We start from the raw sequence: 18999 nt of genomic DNA, 5'->3' as shown, positions 1-18999 counted from the left end.
TATGAGTGTACTATAAAAAAATAAGCGAATGCATAATAAATGGAGACACTGAAACTGTAATAGAATTAACAAAAGAGGCTTTAGCAAAGAAATATCCACCTGATTATATATTAGAAAAAGGCTTAATTTCAGGAATGAATGAAATTGCTGAAAAATTTCGTGAAGATACGGTATTAGTTCCGGAGGTACTTCTTTCAACTAGAGCTATGAATGCTTCAATCTATATATTACAGCCATATTTTAAAAAGTCTAAAAGGAATAATAAGATGAAAATTATAATGGGAACAGTTGCGGGAGATCTTCATGATATTGGGAAAAATATTGTAAAAAGTATACTTATAGCTGATGGAGCAATTGTAATTGATTTGGGAATAAATGTATCTACAAAAAAATTTATAGATACAGTATATAAGGAAAAACCTAATATTCTAATTATGTCAGCTCTGCTAACTACAACTTTACCAGCTATGAAAGAAGTTATAGAAGAATTAAAAAATAAAGAGTTAAGAGAAAGTGTGAAAGTGATTGTTGGAGGAACACCTGTAACAGAAACTTTTGCTAGAAGAATAGGAGCTGATTATTATTTTGAAGATGTATTTACACTGAGAAGTTTTTTAGAAAAAAACTCACATAAATTTATATCTAAATAAAAATTCCATTAAAATGGGATTTTTTTTATGTGGTTTTTGGGATGTATAATTTGGATGTATAAATAATAAGATTAATAAAAGCACAATAGAGCAAAAAAAAGCAGAAATAGGCTATTAAATACTAAGTTATATTTTCATAGTATTAAACAAAGGCGATTATATAAAAAAACTAAGGGGATGTGAAATTAATATGAAACCAGTATTAAGATTTCTTTCTGATGAAGATTTAAAAAATGTTCATAGTATGGCTTTAGATATGTTAGAAAACATGGGTATGCAACTATGCTCAGAAGAAGCACGTGAAATATTAAAAAAAGAAGGGGCTAAAGTCGAAGGCGAGATTGTCAAAATATCTAGAGAATTAATAGATAGAGCACTTGAAACTGTTCCAAAGAGAGATGAATTTGTACTTTATGGAAGAACACCAGAAAATGACGTAAAAATAAGTGAAGCACCTCCAACACTGGCGGCTATGACTATGGCAACAGCAGTTATTGATCCAGATACAAGAGAAAGACGTCCTGCTACTAATGAAGATTTAGCTAAACTTACTAAAATACTAGAAACTTTGGATAATGTAACAATTGCAAGTGGACTTGTTACACCTCAAGATGTACCACTTCAAGCATCTGATTGGTATACTTGGGCAACAACAATAAAGAATACTACAAAACATATAACTGGTGGAGTGGTTGGAAAAGAAGGAGTTAGAGATGCAGTGAGAATGGCATCACTAGCGGTAGGTAGTGAAGAAGAATTTTTAAAAAGACCTTTTATATCTGTTTGGGTATTAACTATGCCACCTATGAAAGTAGATGAAAATACTTTAAATGTACTTATGGAAGCTAGTAAATATAAAATACCTTCAGTGATAAGTTCGGGAGGTATACTTGGAATATCTTCACCTATAACTATAGAAAGTGCAATAATCCATACTCATGCTGAAACACTTGCTTGTATAGCATTATCTCAAATGGTAAATCCGGGAGCACCTGTAATATATTCAAGTTATGTACGTAGCATGGATATGAAAACACTAAGTGTTGCAATGTCTAGTCCAGAATCAGCTATAATGAAAAGCTGTATGGCCGAATTAGGACTTTATTTAGATCTACCAACAAAGATGCCATGTAACTTACGTGACTCAAAAGTTTTAGATGCACAGACTGGATTTGAAACAGGTATGGTTGGAACTATTGGAGCATTAACAACAGATTTCCTTGTAGCAATGCAATTAGATATGGACTTAGTAGTAGATTATGCAGATTTACCATATTCTAATGAATGTATGTCTCAACTACAAAGATTAGTAAGGGAATTAGATTTTAATGATAAAAGAATAGCTTTAGACAATATTGAAAAGACTGGACATGGTGGAAGTTTCCTTGATTCAAAACATACAGTTCGTTACTTTAGAAAAGAGCTATGGAGAGGTGAATTAACAGAACGAGGAAATTATGGTTCTTGGAAAGAGGATGGAGAAAAAGACATAGCACAAAAATCTTTAGAAAAAGTGCGAAAAATTATTGATGAAACAAAAGATGTAGAACTTTTAGACAAGGAAATACAAGCCAAAATAGATGCTATAGCTGAATCGGCTATAGAAAAATCAAAGAATATAGTAAGATAGACCTGTGTAAAAAATATTATAGGATGTGAGCAGAATATGAATAAAAACAAAATTCTTGGTTTAATCGCTATAATAATAGTTGTAACAATATATGGAGTTTCATATATTTCTAGAGATGTCATTGATAATTATATGCATGCAACAGTAATAGTGGGATTTCAGCTTACTATTATGGCTATTCTTTTTACCGTATATAATCTTTTTAAAAAGATGGATTTTAAAATAGAAAAATCAGATATATTTATAATATGCTTGTCAGGATTATTTGGAACAACATTTTTTCATGTATTAACAGTTTTAAGTATAACTGCTATTGGACCTACTGTATCATCTTTGTTATTTGGATTTGCAGCAGTATTTTCTCTTTTGATAGATACAATATTTTTTAAAAGACCAAAAACGAAATTGAGTATTCTTAGTGTTATTGTTTCATTAATAGGAGTATATATTCTTATGGGAATAGACTTTAAGGACTTAGCTTCAACTAACTTCAAAGGATATGCACTAACTCTTCTTAGCATAATATCATGGGTAGTTTATTGTTTCTTGTCTGATAAAGTCTCAGATAAGTATGAGAAAACAGTTATGTTAAATTATCAAGCAGTAGTAGGTGCTGTAACAACATTACCGTTTTTACTTGTTTATCCAGTAACTATGCATAACTTAATGATGGGAAAAGTTATAATAAATCTGATTATTTTAGGTGTATTTAATTCTACTTTAGCTTATTTCTTAAATATATATGCAATAAAGAATATAGGAGTAACTTTATCCAATCTATTCATGAATTTCTTGCCAGTAGTTACTATAATATTATCATTACTATTGTATGGAACAATACCATCAATGAATCAAGTTGTAGGAGGTATTATAATAATAGGTTCAGTATTGTTGTTAAATAAGGACCAAAACAATATAGAAAGAGTAGAAGAGTTAAATAACTAGAACATAGTTTAAGATCCCTTATTATAAGGGATCTATTTTTTCGTTTTATAATTAAATTATAGTAACAACTGTTCTTATTGGGACTGTATTATAGAGTTCTATAATATCTTTATTATACATTCGTATACATCCATTTGAAATTGCCTTTCCTATTGATGACGGATTGTTTGTACCGTGTATGCCGTAATGAGGTTTGCTAAGTCCTAGCCATCTTTCCCCAAAAGAACCTCCTGGTTTATATGCTTTATTTATTATTGTAAATATACCTTTTGGAGTCGGTGTGGAAGGTTTACCTATAGCAATAGGGTATGATTTAAACCACTTATTGTCTTTAAATAAAGTAAGTGTACGGTTATTAGTATTTATAACAATTTTATAATTTGAAACTCTATTGAAATACATATTATCACCTCTGGTTGTTTTATTTAATTGATTAACAGTTATCGTATGATATACTATATGAATCTTTGAGAAATTGTTTAAATGATACTAAAATTGAGATAAGATTTTATTGCATATTGGATATATTATATATATACTTTAAAAGCATATATAACAAACGGAAATAAATAATTAGATGGAGGAAGAATAATGATTAAAGCTTATTTAGTAGGAATTACAACATATTATGAAGGAGAGGATATTGAAATTAAGATCAATATCTTTAAAGATGAGGAATCTTTACTTAAACAATCATATTTCAAACAATATAGAAAGCCAGCAGTTGTAGAGCACGTAGCTCTATTAGATACTCTAAAGAGATTAGAACAATATAAAGGGGAGAAAATAACAATTGTTATTAATAATCCATCTTTATATGAGCAAATTAGAGGAACTTCAACATTAAAAAATGAGGAAGCATTAAAAATGACAAAAGAAATTAATAAACAACTAAAAGAATTTGAAAACTCTATTACTATTAAAGATGTTAGTAATGATAAAGATGGATTAAAACAGTGGAAAGAGGTACTAGGAAGTTAAGAATAAAGGTTATAGAAAAAAGAGTACAATATTAAATAAAATATTGTACTCTTTTTTTAAGTAAAAATGCTTTTCAATTCGTATTGTTCTATGTAATCGATTATAATCAATATACAACAGGGAGGTAATATACTAGATGATAGATGAAAACTTGCAAGAAGATATACATAATCGCAATCCTAAAACTTATGATTTTCTAATTAATGAATATAGTAAGTTGCTTTGGGTCATTGCTTCAGGTGTACTTAAAAATGTTGGAAGTAGAGAAGATATTGAGGATTGTGTAGCAGAAAGTTTTACATATTTATGGGAGCATCCTGAAAAATACGATCATAAGAGAGGTAGTATTAAATCATACTTATGTCTTATTACAAAAAGTAGAGCAATAGATAAAGTAAGAAAAATAAACAAAAGGGCAACTCTTCCATATGATGAAGATTTAAAGGCAGAAACGGACGATATTGAAGAAGCATTATTAAACAAACAAATTATTAATGATATTTATAATTTTGCAAAGAATCTCAAACAAATAGATAGTGAAATTTTTTTACTTAGATATTTTTATCAGTTAAAACCTAGAGAAATCGCTGATAAATTAAATATTACAGCGAAAGAAGTGAGTAATAGGCTTTACTATAGCAGAAAGTCTTTGCTTACAAAAATCAAATTATAAATTAGGAGGATGACTATGGAAAAATATGATAACCTTATATCCGAGATTGATAAAGAAAATTTTGATATGATTGCAAGTGAACTTCCAGAGTTCACAAATGAAAATTTAAACAATATAAAAAATAAATTCAATAAAAAAACTATGAACAAATCAAGTAAGTCTAAAAAAATAATTATTAGAACTCTTACAACAGCAGCCTGTATATGTGTAGTTTTTGTAGGTCTGATTAATACAAACAAGGCATTTGCGGCAAATCTACTTGATGTTCCAGTAATAGGTGATATTGTAAACCTTGTAACCATTGATAAAATGGCACTTTATGATAAATATAGGGAGATAAATATAGAGGTTCCATCTATTGAAGGGCTTGAAGATAATGATGTTCAAGACGAAATAAACAGGATTTTAAAAGAACGTGCTATAGCTGTTTATGATAAGGCTCTTGAAAATTCAAAGAAAATAGAGGAAGATTCAAAGAATGCAGGATTTTTAACATTCATGCCTGAGATAGTAGATCAAAGTTATACATTAATTAGAAATAGTGATGATATATTGTCTTTTAAGGTTGTTACAACTCAAATAAAAGCAAGTGGTTATGAAACAGCTGACTTTTATAATGTTGACCTGAAAAACAGCAAAGTGCTTAATATAAGTGATTTATTTGATAAGAATTATAATTATATAAGAGTTATAAATAATGAAATAGTAATGAAAATGAAAGAAAAAATAGAAAAAGAAGATGCTGGGTATTTTCCAGAAGAATTCAAAACTATAGATGATAAGACGAATTTTTATATCAATGAAAATGGCAACCTTGTAATAGTTTTTAATGAATATGAGATAGCTGCAGGTTATATGGGAATGCCTGAATTTATAATTGATAGTTCTATTTTTGGAAATAACATTTCTGACTTAGGGTATTTGAAATAGAATATGAGTTAATAGTTAGGCTAAAAGGCCATGGAATGTATTAAAAATATATTTCATGGCTTTCTTTATATATTTTCTTAAATAATAAAAGTAAATGGATATACTATGGAAACATTATAATGGTATTATTAAATAACAATTATAATTTTTAAATAAAAAAATATAGAAAGGTGTATGCATATGAAACAAATACTAATTTTAATAGGGATAATAATATCAATAACAGGATGTAATACTGAGTCAATCGAAAAAAAAGATCTTTATGGCTTCTATGATACCTCTTATGAAAATGGAATGATAGAAGGGGTAGCTTATCATGAAAGTATACAATTAAACTCATATGGAGAAACAGACAAAAAAGTAGAAGAAAAATATAATTTAATACTAGAATTTCTTAAAAATGAAAAGTTAACAGAAGATGAATATGTAAAAATTTTCGAAGGTACTAATACGAAAGATTTAGAAGAATATTTTGTGATTAAAAATGAACTTGAGAATAATAAGTATTATTTTAAAATCTATGCTATTGATAGAAACTTAAAGACTAATGAATTGAGTATAAAGAATAGTATCAAAGTTGATAGTTCGATAAATGAGGTAAAAACAAGTTTGTTTTCATTAGATAAATATTTACTAATTTCTTCTGAGGCACCATCTAGTACATATATGGAGAATATTTATTTGAAATGGGAAAATAATAAATTTGAATTTCTAGAAAAATATAGTTTTGATCCTAGTGTAGAATATTTTGAGAAAAAGATGTCTTTATTAGAAGATGGAAAGTTAGATGAAGCAATGGAATTAGAAGAAAATTATTTATACCCATATACATATAGTGAGTTGCTTTATAAAAGTAGTATTATGGCCTTGAATACCTCTTTTGAAAAAGCAAAGCAACTTAGTAAAGAAGAAAAGTGGGAAGATTCATTAAAATATTTGGAGTATGGAGTAGGGGAGTATTTGATTTTGTTAAATGAAACAGATGATTTAAGTTATCTGCTAGAAAATGAAATGTTACTTGACTTTGAAGAGGATGAAGAAAATTATGGATATAAACTTGAAAAGAAAAAGATAGTTGATATATTTACACTATATCAACAATTATTAGAAAAAAACGGTAAAGATGATTTAGCTAAAGGATTAAAACTAAAATTAGATGAATTTACAAAATAGAATAAAGTAAATAATATAGGAGGGACTTTTTATGATAGTTGATATTACACAAGTTACAAAGATAAATAGAGTGTATAGAGCGGGTTCACCGCCTTTGAAAGTAGAGAAAGTAAAATGTTTTGAAGGAACTAAAAAGGAGTATACTACAACTTTATTTTCTTGTGCTGTTCATAATATGGGAACTCATATAGATGTTATGGGTAAAGATGTTGTTTTAGAGAATGAGAGATTAATAGCATCGGGAATAAAATTTGATGTTTCTCATATAACTGACAGACCAGTTGAAATTGCTGATTTGGATTTCTCAGAGGCTAAACAAGGAGATTTCGTATTTTTTCAAACCAATTGGGATCAATACTTGAATGATGAAGAAAAGTATAATGCTCATCCTGAAATTTCAATGGAGGTTATGGAGTATCTAGTTGAGAAAAAAGTGAATATGATTGGAATAGATACTTTGGGCTTAGGACGTGGAAAAAATCATGGATTAATAGATGTTTTTCTTGGTAAAAGTGGAATATATGCAATAGAAAACTTAACCAACCTTAATAAAATACCTAAAAATAATTTTAGAGTATTTTGCTTACCTATGAAAATTGAAGGCTTAGATGCACTTCCAGCTAGAATAATGGTCGAATTTTAATTTTAAAGAAGAAGACACTCATTGAAAAATGAGTGTCTTTTAACTTACTAGAAAATTATAGAAAAAATTGTATCCCTATACTGTTTTATAGTATATAATTTGTTTTAATAAATTATTTTGCTAAGGAGTTGATTGAAATGTCTTTAGAGAGTGTTAGAGATTTTCTGAAAGAAAATGACTTAAACTTTGAGGTATTTGAAATGCAAGAAAGTACGGCAACAGTAGAATTGGCAGCTAAAGCACATGGAGTAGCCCCTGAACTTATTGCAAAAACTATAGCTGTTAAGTTAAAGGATAGAAATATTCTTATAGTTGCTAAAGGTGATGCAAAGATAGATAATAGAAAATATAAGGATGAATTTAATACAAAATGTAAGATGTTAAAGTATGATGAAGTTCTAGATATAACAGGACATCCAGTCGGTGGAGTATGTCCGTTTGGACTAAAAAATCCTTTAGAGATATATCTAGATATTTCTATTAAAGATTTTGATTATGTGTATCCTGCTGCAGGATCAGTTAATTCATCTATAAAGATCAAACCAAGTGAATTAGAGGAAATAACTAATGGGATATGGGTTGATGTATGTAAATAAGAATAATAAGTTGTTATTAATATGTATAATAACTGAAATAATTATTTTTATTACTTACAAATTACTAGAAAACATAGGACATAGTAGAGAGTTGATATTTAGAAGCTGGATAGAGAATACATATATGTTTAGCAATTTCTTCTTAGTTATAGCAATAATAGTTTTATTTTGGTGGTTTTTAATTTTGAAGACAGATTTAAAAATTAAAAATAATAAGTTGAAAGTTTTACTACAAACTTTGTTTGCAGTAATTTTTGGTGTTGCAATAGTTTTGATTTGCTTATATGGAATGTTTGCATGTTCATATTCTTATAAAACAGAGCATTTAATATATAAAGAAAATCAAAATGTAATAGCAAGGGTTGAGCCAGAAGGATTCCATCATACTGTTGTAAATTTTTATATCCCTGTAAATATATTTTTTATGAAAGAATCAGATATTGAAAGTGAGATGTATGATGGGAGTTATGATAAATATGAGCAAAAGGGTTATTAAAAGATATAAATTACTAAATGATAATTATTAAAAAAATATGATAAAATAATTGTATAAATATTTTGAAAGGATGTGATCGATATGATGTTATTAAAATATGAGGTGAGAGAATATATATAGGTTATAGTATTATTCTCTTGCCATAGGATACGATAATATGGAGGAGAGAATTAATAATGATAAAAATAGTAAAAAGTGAAAAATCGTGGATAGAAAGTAATGCTGTAGATCAGCTTAAAAAAATATCAACACTTAAAGGAATAATCAAAGCAGTAGGACTTCCGGACTTGCATATTGGAAAGACTCCTGTTGGAGCAAGTTATATGACTAAGGATATTATATATCCTCATATAATAGGAAATGATATAGGTTGTGGAATAGGCCTATTTTCTACTGGATTTAAAAAAACTAAGTTTAAAATAGATAAGTCTGTAAAGAAACTAGAAAAATTAGATATGCTTGAATATACAAGCGATTCTATTAAAAATATTGATTTTCCTTTTAAAGAAAAATTAGGAACAATAGGGTCTGGTAATCATTTTGCTGAGTTTGAAGAAGTTAATAAGGTATACGATGAAAAAGCATTAAATGAAATAGGAATAAATAAGAATGAGATATACTTATTAGTTCACAGTGGTTCAAGACGATATGGAGAGTATATATTGAACAAATATATCAAGGAGTATTCTTGTCAAAATGGATTAGAATTAGGTAGTGATGCCTTTAATGAATACATGAATGAACATAACAAAGCGGTTGAATTTGCAAAATTAAATAGAGAAATAATAGCTCATAAAATTTCAAGTTGTGTAAATTCAAAAGAAAATAAAAAGCTTTTAGATAGTGTTCATAATAGTATAACTCCAAAGAAAATACAGGATGAGATACATTATATTCACAGAAAAGGAGCATCACCGTCTGATATAGGGTATGTAGTAGTAGCTGGATCTAGAGGAAGTAATTCGTATATAGTAAAACCTACAGATAATCTTTTAGATTATGCATTTTCAGTTTCGCATGGTGCAGGAAGAAAGTGGAGCAGATTTGGATGTAAAGAAAAGCTTGAAAAAGTATATTCTAAGAAATATGTAAGACAAAATAATATGAAATGTAATTTAATATATAGTGATAAAAATGTAATATATGAAGAAGCACCTGAGGCTTATAAGAATATAGAAAGAGTAATACAGGATATGGTTGATGAAAAGATGATTGAAGTTGTAGCAAGCTTAAAACCATTGATAACTTATAAAAAATGATATAAAACTAAAATCGTAATTATAAAATAACTCCGTTTTTTACGGAGTTATTTTTTGTTAAATTTAAATGAAATCTTTAAAATAGAACTGAAAAATATAAAATCTAAGCTCAAAATACATGAATGAATAAAAAAAATTAAATTTAACTTAAGTTAAATTTAAGAAATATTTAATGTTAATAAATTATTATATAAATATGAAATCTAAAATTTGAGTGGAATTGACAATTATTTTAAAGCAAAGGCTAGGGTGTATATCAATTGCAATAATTATGATAACTAGTACAGTATTTACTGGCTTAAGTTTATTTTTCTAATCTAATTTTAATCTTTATCTAATTAATGATTAATTTAGATGAATTATAATTTAGTTAGAAAGGATGATCAAAATGATTAAAGACGATGTTTTAATATTGACAGCAAATTTTGGTTCGGGTCATGTTAGTGTAGCTAATGCGATAAACGAACAATTAAAAATATATGATAATGATTTAAATATAAAAGTTGTAGATGTGGTTGAAATATGTAGTCCTCATTTGACTGATGAGGTTTATAAGGCATATGAAATCTTAGTGAAAAATACTCAAGATATATACAATTACTTTTACAAAAAAAAGGCTAATAAACAAACTATGATGGACAAAATAATATATAAGATGTATTTATCTAAGATGGCTAAATATATACAAGAGACAAATCCTAAAATTATAATATCTACTTTTCCAATGTGTTCAGGATTTGTATCGATGTATAAGGAAAAGTATAAAAGTGAAATTCCTTTTATAACTTGTATAACGGATATAGTAGATAACTTTGAGTGGATTTATCCAAATACTGATAAATATATGGTTGCAACACAGTCTGTAAAGTCAAAGCTTGTAGCTAAGGGAATAGATTGTAATACTATTCAAGTTACAGGTATACCAGTTAGAAAAAAATTCTCAGATAAGAGTTCAATTGATATAAAAAAGAAATATGGTATAAAAAACTCTGAATTTGTAATACTTATGATGGGTGGAGGCCTAGGTCTTCTACCAGAAGATGATGAAATATATACTTATCTTGATAATTTAGAAAATGTTAAAACTGTAGTTATAACTGGGAAAAATAAAGAAAAATTTAATTATTTGACTAAGAAAATGAATTTGAAAAATACTATAGTTAAAGGGTTTACTGATGAAATAGATGAACTCATGAATAATGCTGACTTACTTATAACAAAACCAGGTGGGGTTAGTACATTCGAGGCTATACATTCTGAGATTCCAATGTTAATTAATAATCCTACTTTGGCTCAAGAAATAGAAAATGCAAATTTCATAGAAAATAGTGGTATAGGGATGATAGCTAGAAACTCTGATGAGATAAAGGATATGGTTGAGAAATTTATAATAAGTGATAAATTGAAAGAAGAATTAAAAAAGAATATCAAAGAGATTAAGAAACAATTAGATACGGACATGTTGATAGATTACATTGAAAATATTGACCAAAAATCTATTGTATAAGAGTGGGAGTTGGAAGTAATGAATATTGCGATACTAATAGGATGTATAATTTTTATATACGCTATAATACCTAATTTTTATAATAAATATATATCATCCAAGGTTATAAGAAGAATAAATACTAGAGATAAAAAGATAGCTTTAACTTTTGATGATGGACCAGATGCAAGATATACTAACAGATTGCTAGATTTACTTAAGAAATACGATGTTAAAGCCAGCTTTTTTGTTGTAGCACACAGCACTTATGGAAATAAAAAGATAGTTGAAAGAATTATTGATGAGGGGCATACTGTAGGTATACATTCTTTAAAACATAAGCATACATGGTTAAGTGCACCTTTTGAGACTATCAGAGATTTTAAAGAGAGTTTAAGGATATTTGATGAATTAGGAGTAAAAACTATATTTTTCAGACCTCCTTGGGGAATGTTCAACATATTAACACAACTAATGGTTAATAAATTAGGTTTAAAAACAGTATTGTATTCTATGAGTACTAAAGATTGGAAGAATAACATTTCATCTGATGATATAATTAATAAAATTGTCAATGACGTAAAAAATGGAGATATAATTCTTCTTCATGATAGTGGAGGAGCTAAGGGGGCACCTAATAAAACTATAAAGGCTTTAGAATATGTAATTCCAAAGCTTATAGAAGATGGTTATGAATTTGTGACAGTTGAGACTGCTTGTCAAGGAGAGGATATTTATGAACAAAAAGCTTAATTATATAATTCTATTATTATTAATAGTTGGAACTGGATGGGTAATAGTAAATAATAATGATATTTCAAAATTTCCTCATATAATATCAAGAATTAACAAGCTATATTTTGGAGTAGCTATGTTATGTATGTTTCTTAATTGGATATCAGGAAGTCTTCTTTTAAAAAATATATCTGGATTAGTTAATTCTAAATTAAAGTTAAAAAAAGCGTTGAGTATAAATCTAATAGGAGAATACTACAGCTGTATAACTCCATTTTCAAGCGGAGGTCAGCCAGCACAAGTATATTATATGTTAAAAGAAAATATACCTATTGGGAAATCTACATCTATACTTATGATGAAGTTTATAATATATCAAACGGTCGTAACTCTTTACTCTATAACGATGTTTGCAATTAGATGGGAGTATATATCGACAAATTTAAGTAAGACATTACCATTCATATGCACAGGTATAATTATAAATGGGGTAGTAATAATTGGTATTTTTATGTTGTTTTTTAACGATAGTATAGTAAGAAATATATTGAATTCTATTCTTAAATTTATAAATAAATTTAAGAACATGGGCAAGTATGAAAAGAAAATAAATGAGATTTTAGATGAATATATAGTTAGTATAAATAAATTAAAAGAAGATATAGGTACAACTATAAAGCTTTCTATTATAGCTATATTTCAAGCTACATGCTATTTTGGAATAACTTATTTTGTATATATATCACTTGGTTTGAAAGGAACATCTGCAATGGATGTTATAGCTATTCAATCGTTATTATATATGGCTGTTTCTTTTGTTCCAACACCTGGAACTCTTGGAGCATCAGAAGGAGCTTTTCATATATTCTTTAGTTTTTTATTCACAAATGGGTTGGTAGTATATGCTATGCTTTTATGGAGGATAGTAAGCTATTATTCATGTATTGTAGTTGGAGGAATAGTCACGTTATTAGTTCATTTAAAAGATTCAACAAAAAAAGCAATTGCATAAGGCAATTGCTTTTTTATTATAATGAATAGGAAATTATATCCCTATTTAAATTGACGATATATAATTAGATTATATGGAGGGGTGAATTAAATGGAAAAACAAAAAATACTTATAATAGAAGATGAAGAAAAAATAGCTAGATTTGTTGAATTAGAACTTAAATATGAAGGATATAAAGTTAATATAAAACACGATGGAAGAGAAGGCCTTGATGAGATTGAAAAAAATGATTATGATTTAGTAATACTAGATATAATGCTTCCAGGGATTAATGGGATGGAAGTATGTAGGAGAGTAAGACGTTTTTCTGATATACCTATTATCATGTTATCAGCAAAAGGTCAGGTCGAAGATAAAGTTATGGGACTTGATCTAGGAGCACATGATTATCTGACAAAACCTTTTGCTATAGAAGAATTACTTGCTAGAATTAGAGGGATTTTAAGTAGATATAGTCCCGTTAAACAAGATGACAATTCTACAAAATTAAATGATCTAGTTATTAATGAAAATATGCTTGAAGTCAAAGTTAAAGACGATATTATAGATTTGACTAAAAAAGAGTACGACCTTTTATTGTATCTTTTAAAAAATAAAAACCAAGCCATAACAAGAAATCAAATATTAGAAAAGGTTTGGGGGTATGACTATGTAGGAGATACTAATATTGTAGATGTTTATATAAGGTATTTAAGAAGTAAGATAGATGATAAATATAATAAAAAATATATACATACTATAAGAGGAGTAGGGTATGCGATTAAAGATGAGTAAGGTAAATATATTTAAAAATAAGAGGATATCTGTAAAACTTACATTAATATATGCTATAATACTATCTCTTATTTTAATAGTAATAAGCACTATTACAACATGGATGGTAGAACACATTTTATGGCAAAAAGCTGAGGAAGAAATGAAAAAAACTTATGATTCAGTAGAGGTATATATAAAAAATAAAAACCCTATAGATAATAACTTGTTTAAAAGCATATATATTGGAGATACATATTTAAGGATATCAAATAAAGATAAAGTAATATTAGAAAATAAAAGAGATAATGAATTTAATAAAAAGGAAAATGAAGAATTATATAATTTAGAGGAATTACCTGTTGTATATATGAATAAAGATATAGAGGTTGAAGGTAATGTATATTCTATACTGTTAGAGAGATATCTAGAAGATGAAGAAGAGTTTTTAGAAGTACTAGATGATAATTTATATTTTATGAATATTATTGGAATTATAGTAGCTGTAATTTCAGGGTTTTATTTGAGTAAGAAAATATTGCTACCTATAAAAAAGATTACTAATACAGCTAAAGATATAAGTATAAATGATTTGAGCATGAGAATAGAAGTAGGTGAAGTTGATGATGAATTAAATGAACTAGCACGAATGTTGAATGATATGATAGCTAGGTTAGAAGAGTCATTTGTAAGACAAAAACAGTTTACATCTGATGTTTCTCATGAACTTAGAACTCCAATTTCAGTTATTCAAGGATATGTAAATTTATTAGATAGATGGGGAAAAAATGATAAGGAAGTTTTAGATGAATCTATTCAATCTATAAAAACAGAGACTGAAAGTATGAAGGTTCTTCTAGAACAACTTCTATTTTTATCAAGAGCTGATAATGATAACTACGTATTAAATAATGAGAAGTTTTGGTTGAATGAACTTATAGATAATGTTGTAAAAGAGACTAGATTGATGCACAGAAATCATAATATAGAGTACATTATGAATGAAAAAGTTTTAATGTATGCGGACAAAAATTCTATAAAACAAGTACTTAGAATTATTATAGATAACAGTATAAAATTTACTGAAAGTGGAGGATTTATTACTATCAAATCTCAAAAACTAATCAATTATGTAAAAATAAATATAGTAGATACAGGAATAGGAATTCCCAATGAAGATATCCCATACATTTTTGATCGTTTTTATAGATCTGATAAGTCAAGAACAAAATCTACAGGGGGAACTGGATTAGGATTAGCTATTGCAAAAGGTATAGTAGATGTCAATAAAGGTATGATTTGGGCTGAAAGTGAGGTTGGTAAAGGAACTACTATAAGTATAAAGGTTCCAATTAAAGGTATTTAATAAATTAAGAACTATATAAATAAGGGGGATTTATATGAAGTATGAATTTGACAAGTTAATAGATAGAAAAGAACATCATTCTGCTAAATGGAATGAGATGGGCAATAAATTTGGAACGAATGATTTAATTCCTATGTGGATAGCTGACATGGATTTTAAAACAGCACCTGAAATTATAGAAGCTATGAAAGAAAAGCTTGAACACGGTGTATTTGGTTATGTTAATAGAACAGATGAATATTATAAAACAGCTTGTAATTGGCTAAAGAAAAGACATGGTTGGGATGTTTCAACTGAGAATATAACTTATAGTCCGGGTGTTGTGCCAGCACTTAGTATTATAATACAGGAATTTACAAAACCAGGAGATAAAATAATTATTCAATCACCTGTATACTATCCATTTTTCAATGTTATAGAAGAAAACAATAGAGAGATAGTTCTAAATCCTTTAAAAGAAACTGAAAGAGGATATTATGAAATGGATTATGAGGATTTAATAAGTAAAATAGATGATGCTAAATTTTTAATTCTTTGTAACCCACATAATCCAGTAGGAAGGGTTTGGAAAAAACAAGAACTTAAGAAATTAGGAAAGATATGCTTTGCAAGAGGAGTTAAAGTTATATCTGATGAGATACATTCGGATTTAATATTTAAAGAAAATAAGCATGTACCATTTGCAAGCTTGGGAAAAGAATTTGAAGAAAACACTATTACCTGCTTTGCTCCTACCAAGACTTTTAATATAGCAGGGCTTTATTCTTCTTTTATAGTATTTCCAAATTCTAAGGATAAGGATATATTTGAAGAAGCTTTAGGAAGAATTGACTTAAAGAGAAACAACCCTTTTAGCTTAGTAGCTACCATGGCAGCCTATGAAAAAGGAGAGCCATGGCTAGATGAATTATTAGTTTACTTAGAAGAAAATATAGATTATATGATAGAGTATATAAAAGAAAACATTCCTAAGATAAAAGTTAGAAAGCCTGAAGGAACTTATCTTGTATGGCTTGATTTTAGAGATTACGCTTTTTCTAAAGATGAGTTAGGAAGAAAAATGATAGAAGAGGCAAAAATTGCTTTTGATGATGGACTTTGGTTTGGTAATGAAGGAGAAGGATTCCAGAGAATAAATGTAGCGTGTCCGAGAGTTATGATAGAAGATGTTCTCAAAAGATTAGAAACTGTGTTTAAATAAAATTCGCTTTATGCTAACGCATAGCTCATGTCGCCAACGAGTACTAACGAACTCCGTTGCTCAAAATAGTTGCAACTTCAGTTCGTTTATCAATGTTATCTATAAGTCGAAAGTTATTAAATTTACTTGTATATAAAAAGGGTAGCCAATGGCTACCCTTTATTATTTAAATACAAGTAAATTTAATATGAAGAAGTTGTTGTATAATGAGTATATAGTATTATATGAATTTTTATTAGGAGGAAAGTTTATGTTAGAAAATGAAAAGGCAGTATACGATATTTTAGACAAACTAAATATTGAGTATGAAAAGCACACTCATATTCCTGTTTATACTATAGAAGAAGCTGATAATTTAAATTTAAATATAAAAGGAGCTCATTGTAAGAACTTATTTGTAAGGGATAGAAAAGGAAGACAACATTATCTTATAATTATAGAAGAAAATAAAAAGGTAGATTTGAAGAAATTGTCATGGGAGATAAATAGCACAAATTTAAGTTTTGCATCTGAGGAAAGACTTTTTAAATATTTAAAGTTAAAGCCTGGTTCAGTAACTGCATTTGGACTTATAAATGATGAGGACAAGCATGTAAAGGTTTTGTTAGACAAGGATTTAAAGGGGGAGTATATAAGCTTTCATCCTAATGTAAATACTGCAACTATTACGATTTCTTATGAGGATTTTGAGAAGTTTTTAGAGTTTGTAGGTAATGAAATACAGTATATCGAAATTTAGAGAAGAATATCTTAGAAGATAAAATCTAAAAGCATACTTTGTATAAGGTAAGTAAAATTATGCACTTATAGTCTAAAATGAAGGGTATCAAAATACCGCTCATGTATTAAATATTTTTAATAAAACTAAGCATTACATCTTATTCAATATCCTAAAAGTTCTAAACTCACTATCGGTCAGACAACGAACTTTCTTAACGAATATTGAAACGCTGTAATGCTATTTTTATACAAAAATATTTAAATCATTCACTAATATTTTAATCCCCTTCATTTTGTAAATGTAGTTTGTATTGTGAATAAAGAAGTAGAGTTTACAAGTGATATGATTACTAAAAAATGTGAAAAAATTAAAAACCATTACAAAAAATACACATAATCTATTATAATTAATTATGTAAAATAATGTTATATTTAAGAAGGGATTATAGAATGATAAATAAAAAAACAAAAAAATTTATATATATTCTTGTATTATTATCACTAGGACCTATTATAGATAATATTATTAGTATACATATACATAATAATTATAATTTATCAATGAAAGTATCTAATTTTATAGGTCTGTTATGTATGTATTCATATTATATCGGAGTATTTACAGCTACTTTATTAAGAAGATTTTTTTCAGTGTAATTATAGATGTTTTATTACAATTGGAGAGTTACTTTGTGCATTAAGATTAATTAATATTTGTAAATAAAGGAGGACATATGGATATTTTTATAAATACATTGATGATAACTTTAGCTGTCGTGTTGTTTTTAGCATCATATAAAGCTTTAAAACTTAAAATTCTTGTGTTTTTGAAAAAAGATGAAGAGATTGAAAATCTAGAACAAGTATGTATGATGTTTGGAAAGCTTTATTTTTGTGAAGGCATTGTAGCGTCTATATGTGCTTTATTGCTAGTATTTTTTCAAGAAGAACAGTCAACGATTATGTGGTTATTTTATACGTGTTTTATTATAGGATATTTAATTAAAGAATTATTTAAAGAAAGATACATTATAAAAAAATAAACCCCATTGAATAGATTCATTATTGTTTCTATTTAAGGGGGTTATTTTTTTTATAATGAGTAGGAAATTATATTCCTGGTTGAATCATGGATAAGTATAGTTTCCGTTACGAATTTCAAAAAAGTTTACATTTAAGATTTTTTTAAAGAAGAACTTTTTTATATTAACATTTGTATAAGTACATAAGGGATAGCCATGGCTAAAAATATACCATAAACAAGATCAAGCCAAACAACACTTCCAAGAGAACAAATATACATAATAGCAACTATTGGTAGAGCGAGTAGTTTGCTGATTATAGGTGTTCTCTTATCCCATACAGCTTTCCACATGTTTTTAGCATCTTCTATACTTGGAAATGAATGCATTGCAATAGATACACCAAGCCATACAAAGAACAAGCTTAATTGATTAGAGTAATCATCAAATTTTATAATATCTATAGCTCCTGGTAGTGATATTAATGCACCTAAAATACTATTTACAAAGAATGGACCAAGTGAAATCCAGATTTGAGCTCTTGGGTTTTTGGGAACTTCATGAATAACATATCCTGATGGATTTGAAAGTTGAAAATAGCGAACTTCAAAAACAGGTACTTTCATAAGTCTACAAAAAAGCTGATGTGCTAATTCATGGACTATAACACCGGGGAAAGTGACTAGGGATATTAAAAATCCAGGTATAAAGAACATTTATATTTCACT

22 protein-coding genes are annotated in these 18999 nt (G+C 27.6%); 20 read left to right on the top strand and 2 right to left on the bottom strand.

Translation table 11 applies throughout. The annotated features are described in order from the left end of the window. Positions 1-5 precede the first annotated feature (5 nt). The 3 genes from P4S50_RS14780 to P4S50_RS14770 all read left to right on the top strand — a co-directional run bounded on the left by P4S50_RS14780 (position 6) and on the right by P4S50_RS14770 (position 3225). Entirely contained in the window at positions 6-650 is a 645-nt protein-coding gene (locus P4S50_RS14780; RefSeq protein WP_277731571.1) for a corrinoid protein, read from the top strand. Between the two features lie 190 nt (positions 651-840). After that, on the top strand, positions 841-2280 hold the full coding sequence (locus P4S50_RS14775; protein ID WP_277731570.1) for a trimethylamine methyltransferase family protein: 1440 nt from the start codon (positions 841-843) through the stop codon (positions 2278-2280). Positions 2281-2316: 36 nt separating this feature from the next. Continuing rightward, positions 2317-3225: a DMT family transporter gene (locus P4S50_RS14770; protein ID WP_277731569.1), complete on the top strand. Its 909-nt coding sequence runs from the start codon at positions 2317-2319 to the stop codon at positions 3223-3225. 51 nt (positions 3226-3276) lie between these two features. On the opposite strand, the gene P4S50_RS14765 is transcribed toward P4S50_RS14770, so the two are convergent. Further along, positions 3277-3627 (bottom strand): L,D-transpeptidase, encoded by a 351-nt coding sequence (locus tag P4S50_RS14765; protein ID WP_277731568.1) that lies wholly within the window; start codon positions 3625-3627, stop codon positions 3277-3279. 189 nt (positions 3628-3816) lie between these two features. Here P4S50_RS14765 and P4S50_RS14760 point away from each other — a divergent pair, with 189 nt between their 5' ends. The 17 genes from P4S50_RS14760 (at position 3817) to P4S50_RS14680 (ending at position 18292) form a co-directional block, all read left to right on the top strand. Beyond that, positions 3817-4206 (top strand): reverse transcriptase-like protein, encoded by a 390-nt coding sequence (locus P4S50_RS14760; protein WP_277731567.1) that lies wholly within the window; start codon positions 3817-3819, stop codon positions 4204-4206. A 136-nt stretch (positions 4207-4342) separates the two neighbouring features. Beyond that, the gene (locus P4S50_RS14755) at positions 4343-4879 is read left to right on the top strand and encodes a sigma-70 family RNA polymerase sigma factor (protein ID WP_277731566.1); all 537 of its coding nucleotides are present in this window, start codon (positions 4343-4345) and stop codon (positions 4877-4879) included. A gap of 15 nt (positions 4880-4894) precedes the next feature. Next, complete coding sequence (locus P4S50_RS14750) at positions 4895-5809, top strand: RsiV family protein (protein WP_277731565.1); 915 nt, start codon at positions 4895-4897, stop codon at positions 5807-5809. A gap of 180 nt (positions 5810-5989) precedes the next feature. Then, positions 5990-6982 carry a hypothetical protein gene (locus tag P4S50_RS14745; protein WP_277731564.1) on the top strand — a complete coding sequence of 331 codons (993 nt, stop codon included), beginning with the start codon at positions 5990-5992 and terminating at the stop codon, positions 6980-6982. A 31-nt stretch (positions 6983-7013) separates the two neighbouring features. Continuing rightward, a complete protein-coding gene (locus P4S50_RS14740) occupies positions 7014-7625 on the top strand; it encodes a cyclase family protein (RefSeq protein WP_277731563.1) in 612 nt (203 codons plus the stop codon). A gap of 137 nt (positions 7626-7762) precedes the next feature. Beyond that, positions 7763-8221 (top strand): YbaK/EbsC family protein, encoded by a 459-nt coding sequence (locus P4S50_RS14735; protein ID WP_277731562.1) that lies wholly within the window; start codon positions 7763-7765, stop codon positions 8219-8221. Beyond that, on the top strand, positions 8193-8717 hold the full coding sequence (locus P4S50_RS14730) for a hypothetical protein (protein WP_277731560.1): 525 nt from the start codon (positions 8193-8195) through the stop codon (positions 8715-8717). Before P4S50_RS14735 ends, P4S50_RS14730 begins: the two co-directional genes overlap by 29 nt. Before the next feature lie 176 nt (positions 8718-8893). Then, positions 8894-9976, top strand: a complete 1083-nt coding sequence (locus P4S50_RS14725; protein ID WP_277731559.1) for an RNA ligase RtcB family protein — start codon at positions 8894-8896, stop codon at positions 9974-9976. A gap of 388 nt (positions 9977-10364) precedes the next feature. Next, positions 10365-11483 carry an MGDG synthase family glycosyltransferase gene (locus P4S50_RS14720; RefSeq protein WP_277731558.1) on the top strand — a complete coding sequence of 373 codons (1119 nt, stop codon included), beginning with the start codon at positions 10365-10367 and terminating at the stop codon, positions 11481-11483. 18 nt (positions 11484-11501) lie between these two features. Next, complete coding sequence (locus P4S50_RS14715) at positions 11502-12215, top strand: polysaccharide deacetylase family protein (RefSeq protein ID WP_277731557.1); 714 nt, start codon at positions 11502-11504, stop codon at positions 12213-12215. Beyond that, on the top strand, positions 12199-13209 hold the full coding sequence (locus tag P4S50_RS14710; protein ID WP_277731556.1) for a lysylphosphatidylglycerol synthase transmembrane domain-containing protein: 1011 nt from the start codon (positions 12199-12201) through the stop codon (positions 13207-13209). Before P4S50_RS14715 ends, P4S50_RS14710 begins: the two co-directional genes overlap by 17 nt. A 90-nt stretch (positions 13210-13299) precedes the next feature. Then, on the top strand, positions 13300-13983 hold the full coding sequence (locus tag P4S50_RS14705; RefSeq protein ID WP_277731555.1) for a response regulator transcription factor: 684 nt from the start codon (positions 13300-13302) through the stop codon (positions 13981-13983). Continuing rightward, complete coding sequence (locus P4S50_RS14700) at positions 13964-15328, top strand: sensor histidine kinase (protein WP_277731554.1); 1365 nt, start codon at positions 13964-13966, stop codon at positions 15326-15328. Before P4S50_RS14705 ends, P4S50_RS14700 begins: the two co-directional genes overlap by 20 nt. 34 nt (positions 15329-15362) lie before the next feature. Then, positions 15363-16529, top strand: a complete 1167-nt coding sequence (locus tag P4S50_RS14695; protein ID WP_277731553.1) for a MalY/PatB family protein — start codon at positions 15363-15365, stop codon at positions 16527-16529. 250 nt (positions 16530-16779) lie between these two features. Further along, the gene (locus tag P4S50_RS14690) at positions 16780-17268 is read left to right on the top strand and encodes a prolyl-tRNA synthetase associated domain-containing protein (RefSeq protein ID WP_277731552.1); all 489 of its coding nucleotides are present in this window, start codon (positions 16780-16782) and stop codon (positions 17266-17268) included. Positions 17269-17699: 431 nt separating this feature from the next. Continuing rightward, positions 17700-17906, top strand: coding sequence for a hypothetical protein (locus P4S50_RS14685; protein ID WP_277731551.1), 207 nt, complete (start codon positions 17700-17702; stop codon positions 17904-17906). Between the two features lie 77 nt (positions 17907-17983). Continuing rightward, a complete protein-coding gene (locus P4S50_RS14680) occupies positions 17984-18292 on the top strand; it encodes a hypothetical protein (protein WP_277731550.1) in 309 nt (102 codons plus the stop codon). Positions 18293-18450: 158 nt separating this feature from the next. On the opposite strand, the gene P4S50_RS14675 is transcribed toward P4S50_RS14680, so the two are convergent. Then, positions 18451-18987: a metalloprotease family protein gene (locus P4S50_RS14675; RefSeq protein WP_277731549.1), complete on the bottom strand. Its 537-nt coding sequence runs from the start codon at positions 18985-18987 to the stop codon at positions 18451-18453. Positions 18988-18999 lie beyond the last annotated feature (12 nt).

The organism is Tepidibacter hydrothermalis, from assembly GCF_029542625.1.
In the GTDB taxonomy this organism is placed as follows: Bacteria; Bacillota; Clostridia; order Peptostreptococcales; family Peptostreptococcaceae; genus Tepidibacter_A; species Tepidibacter_A hydrothermalis.
This window is presented reverse-complemented; position numbering and strand designations above follow the sequence as displayed.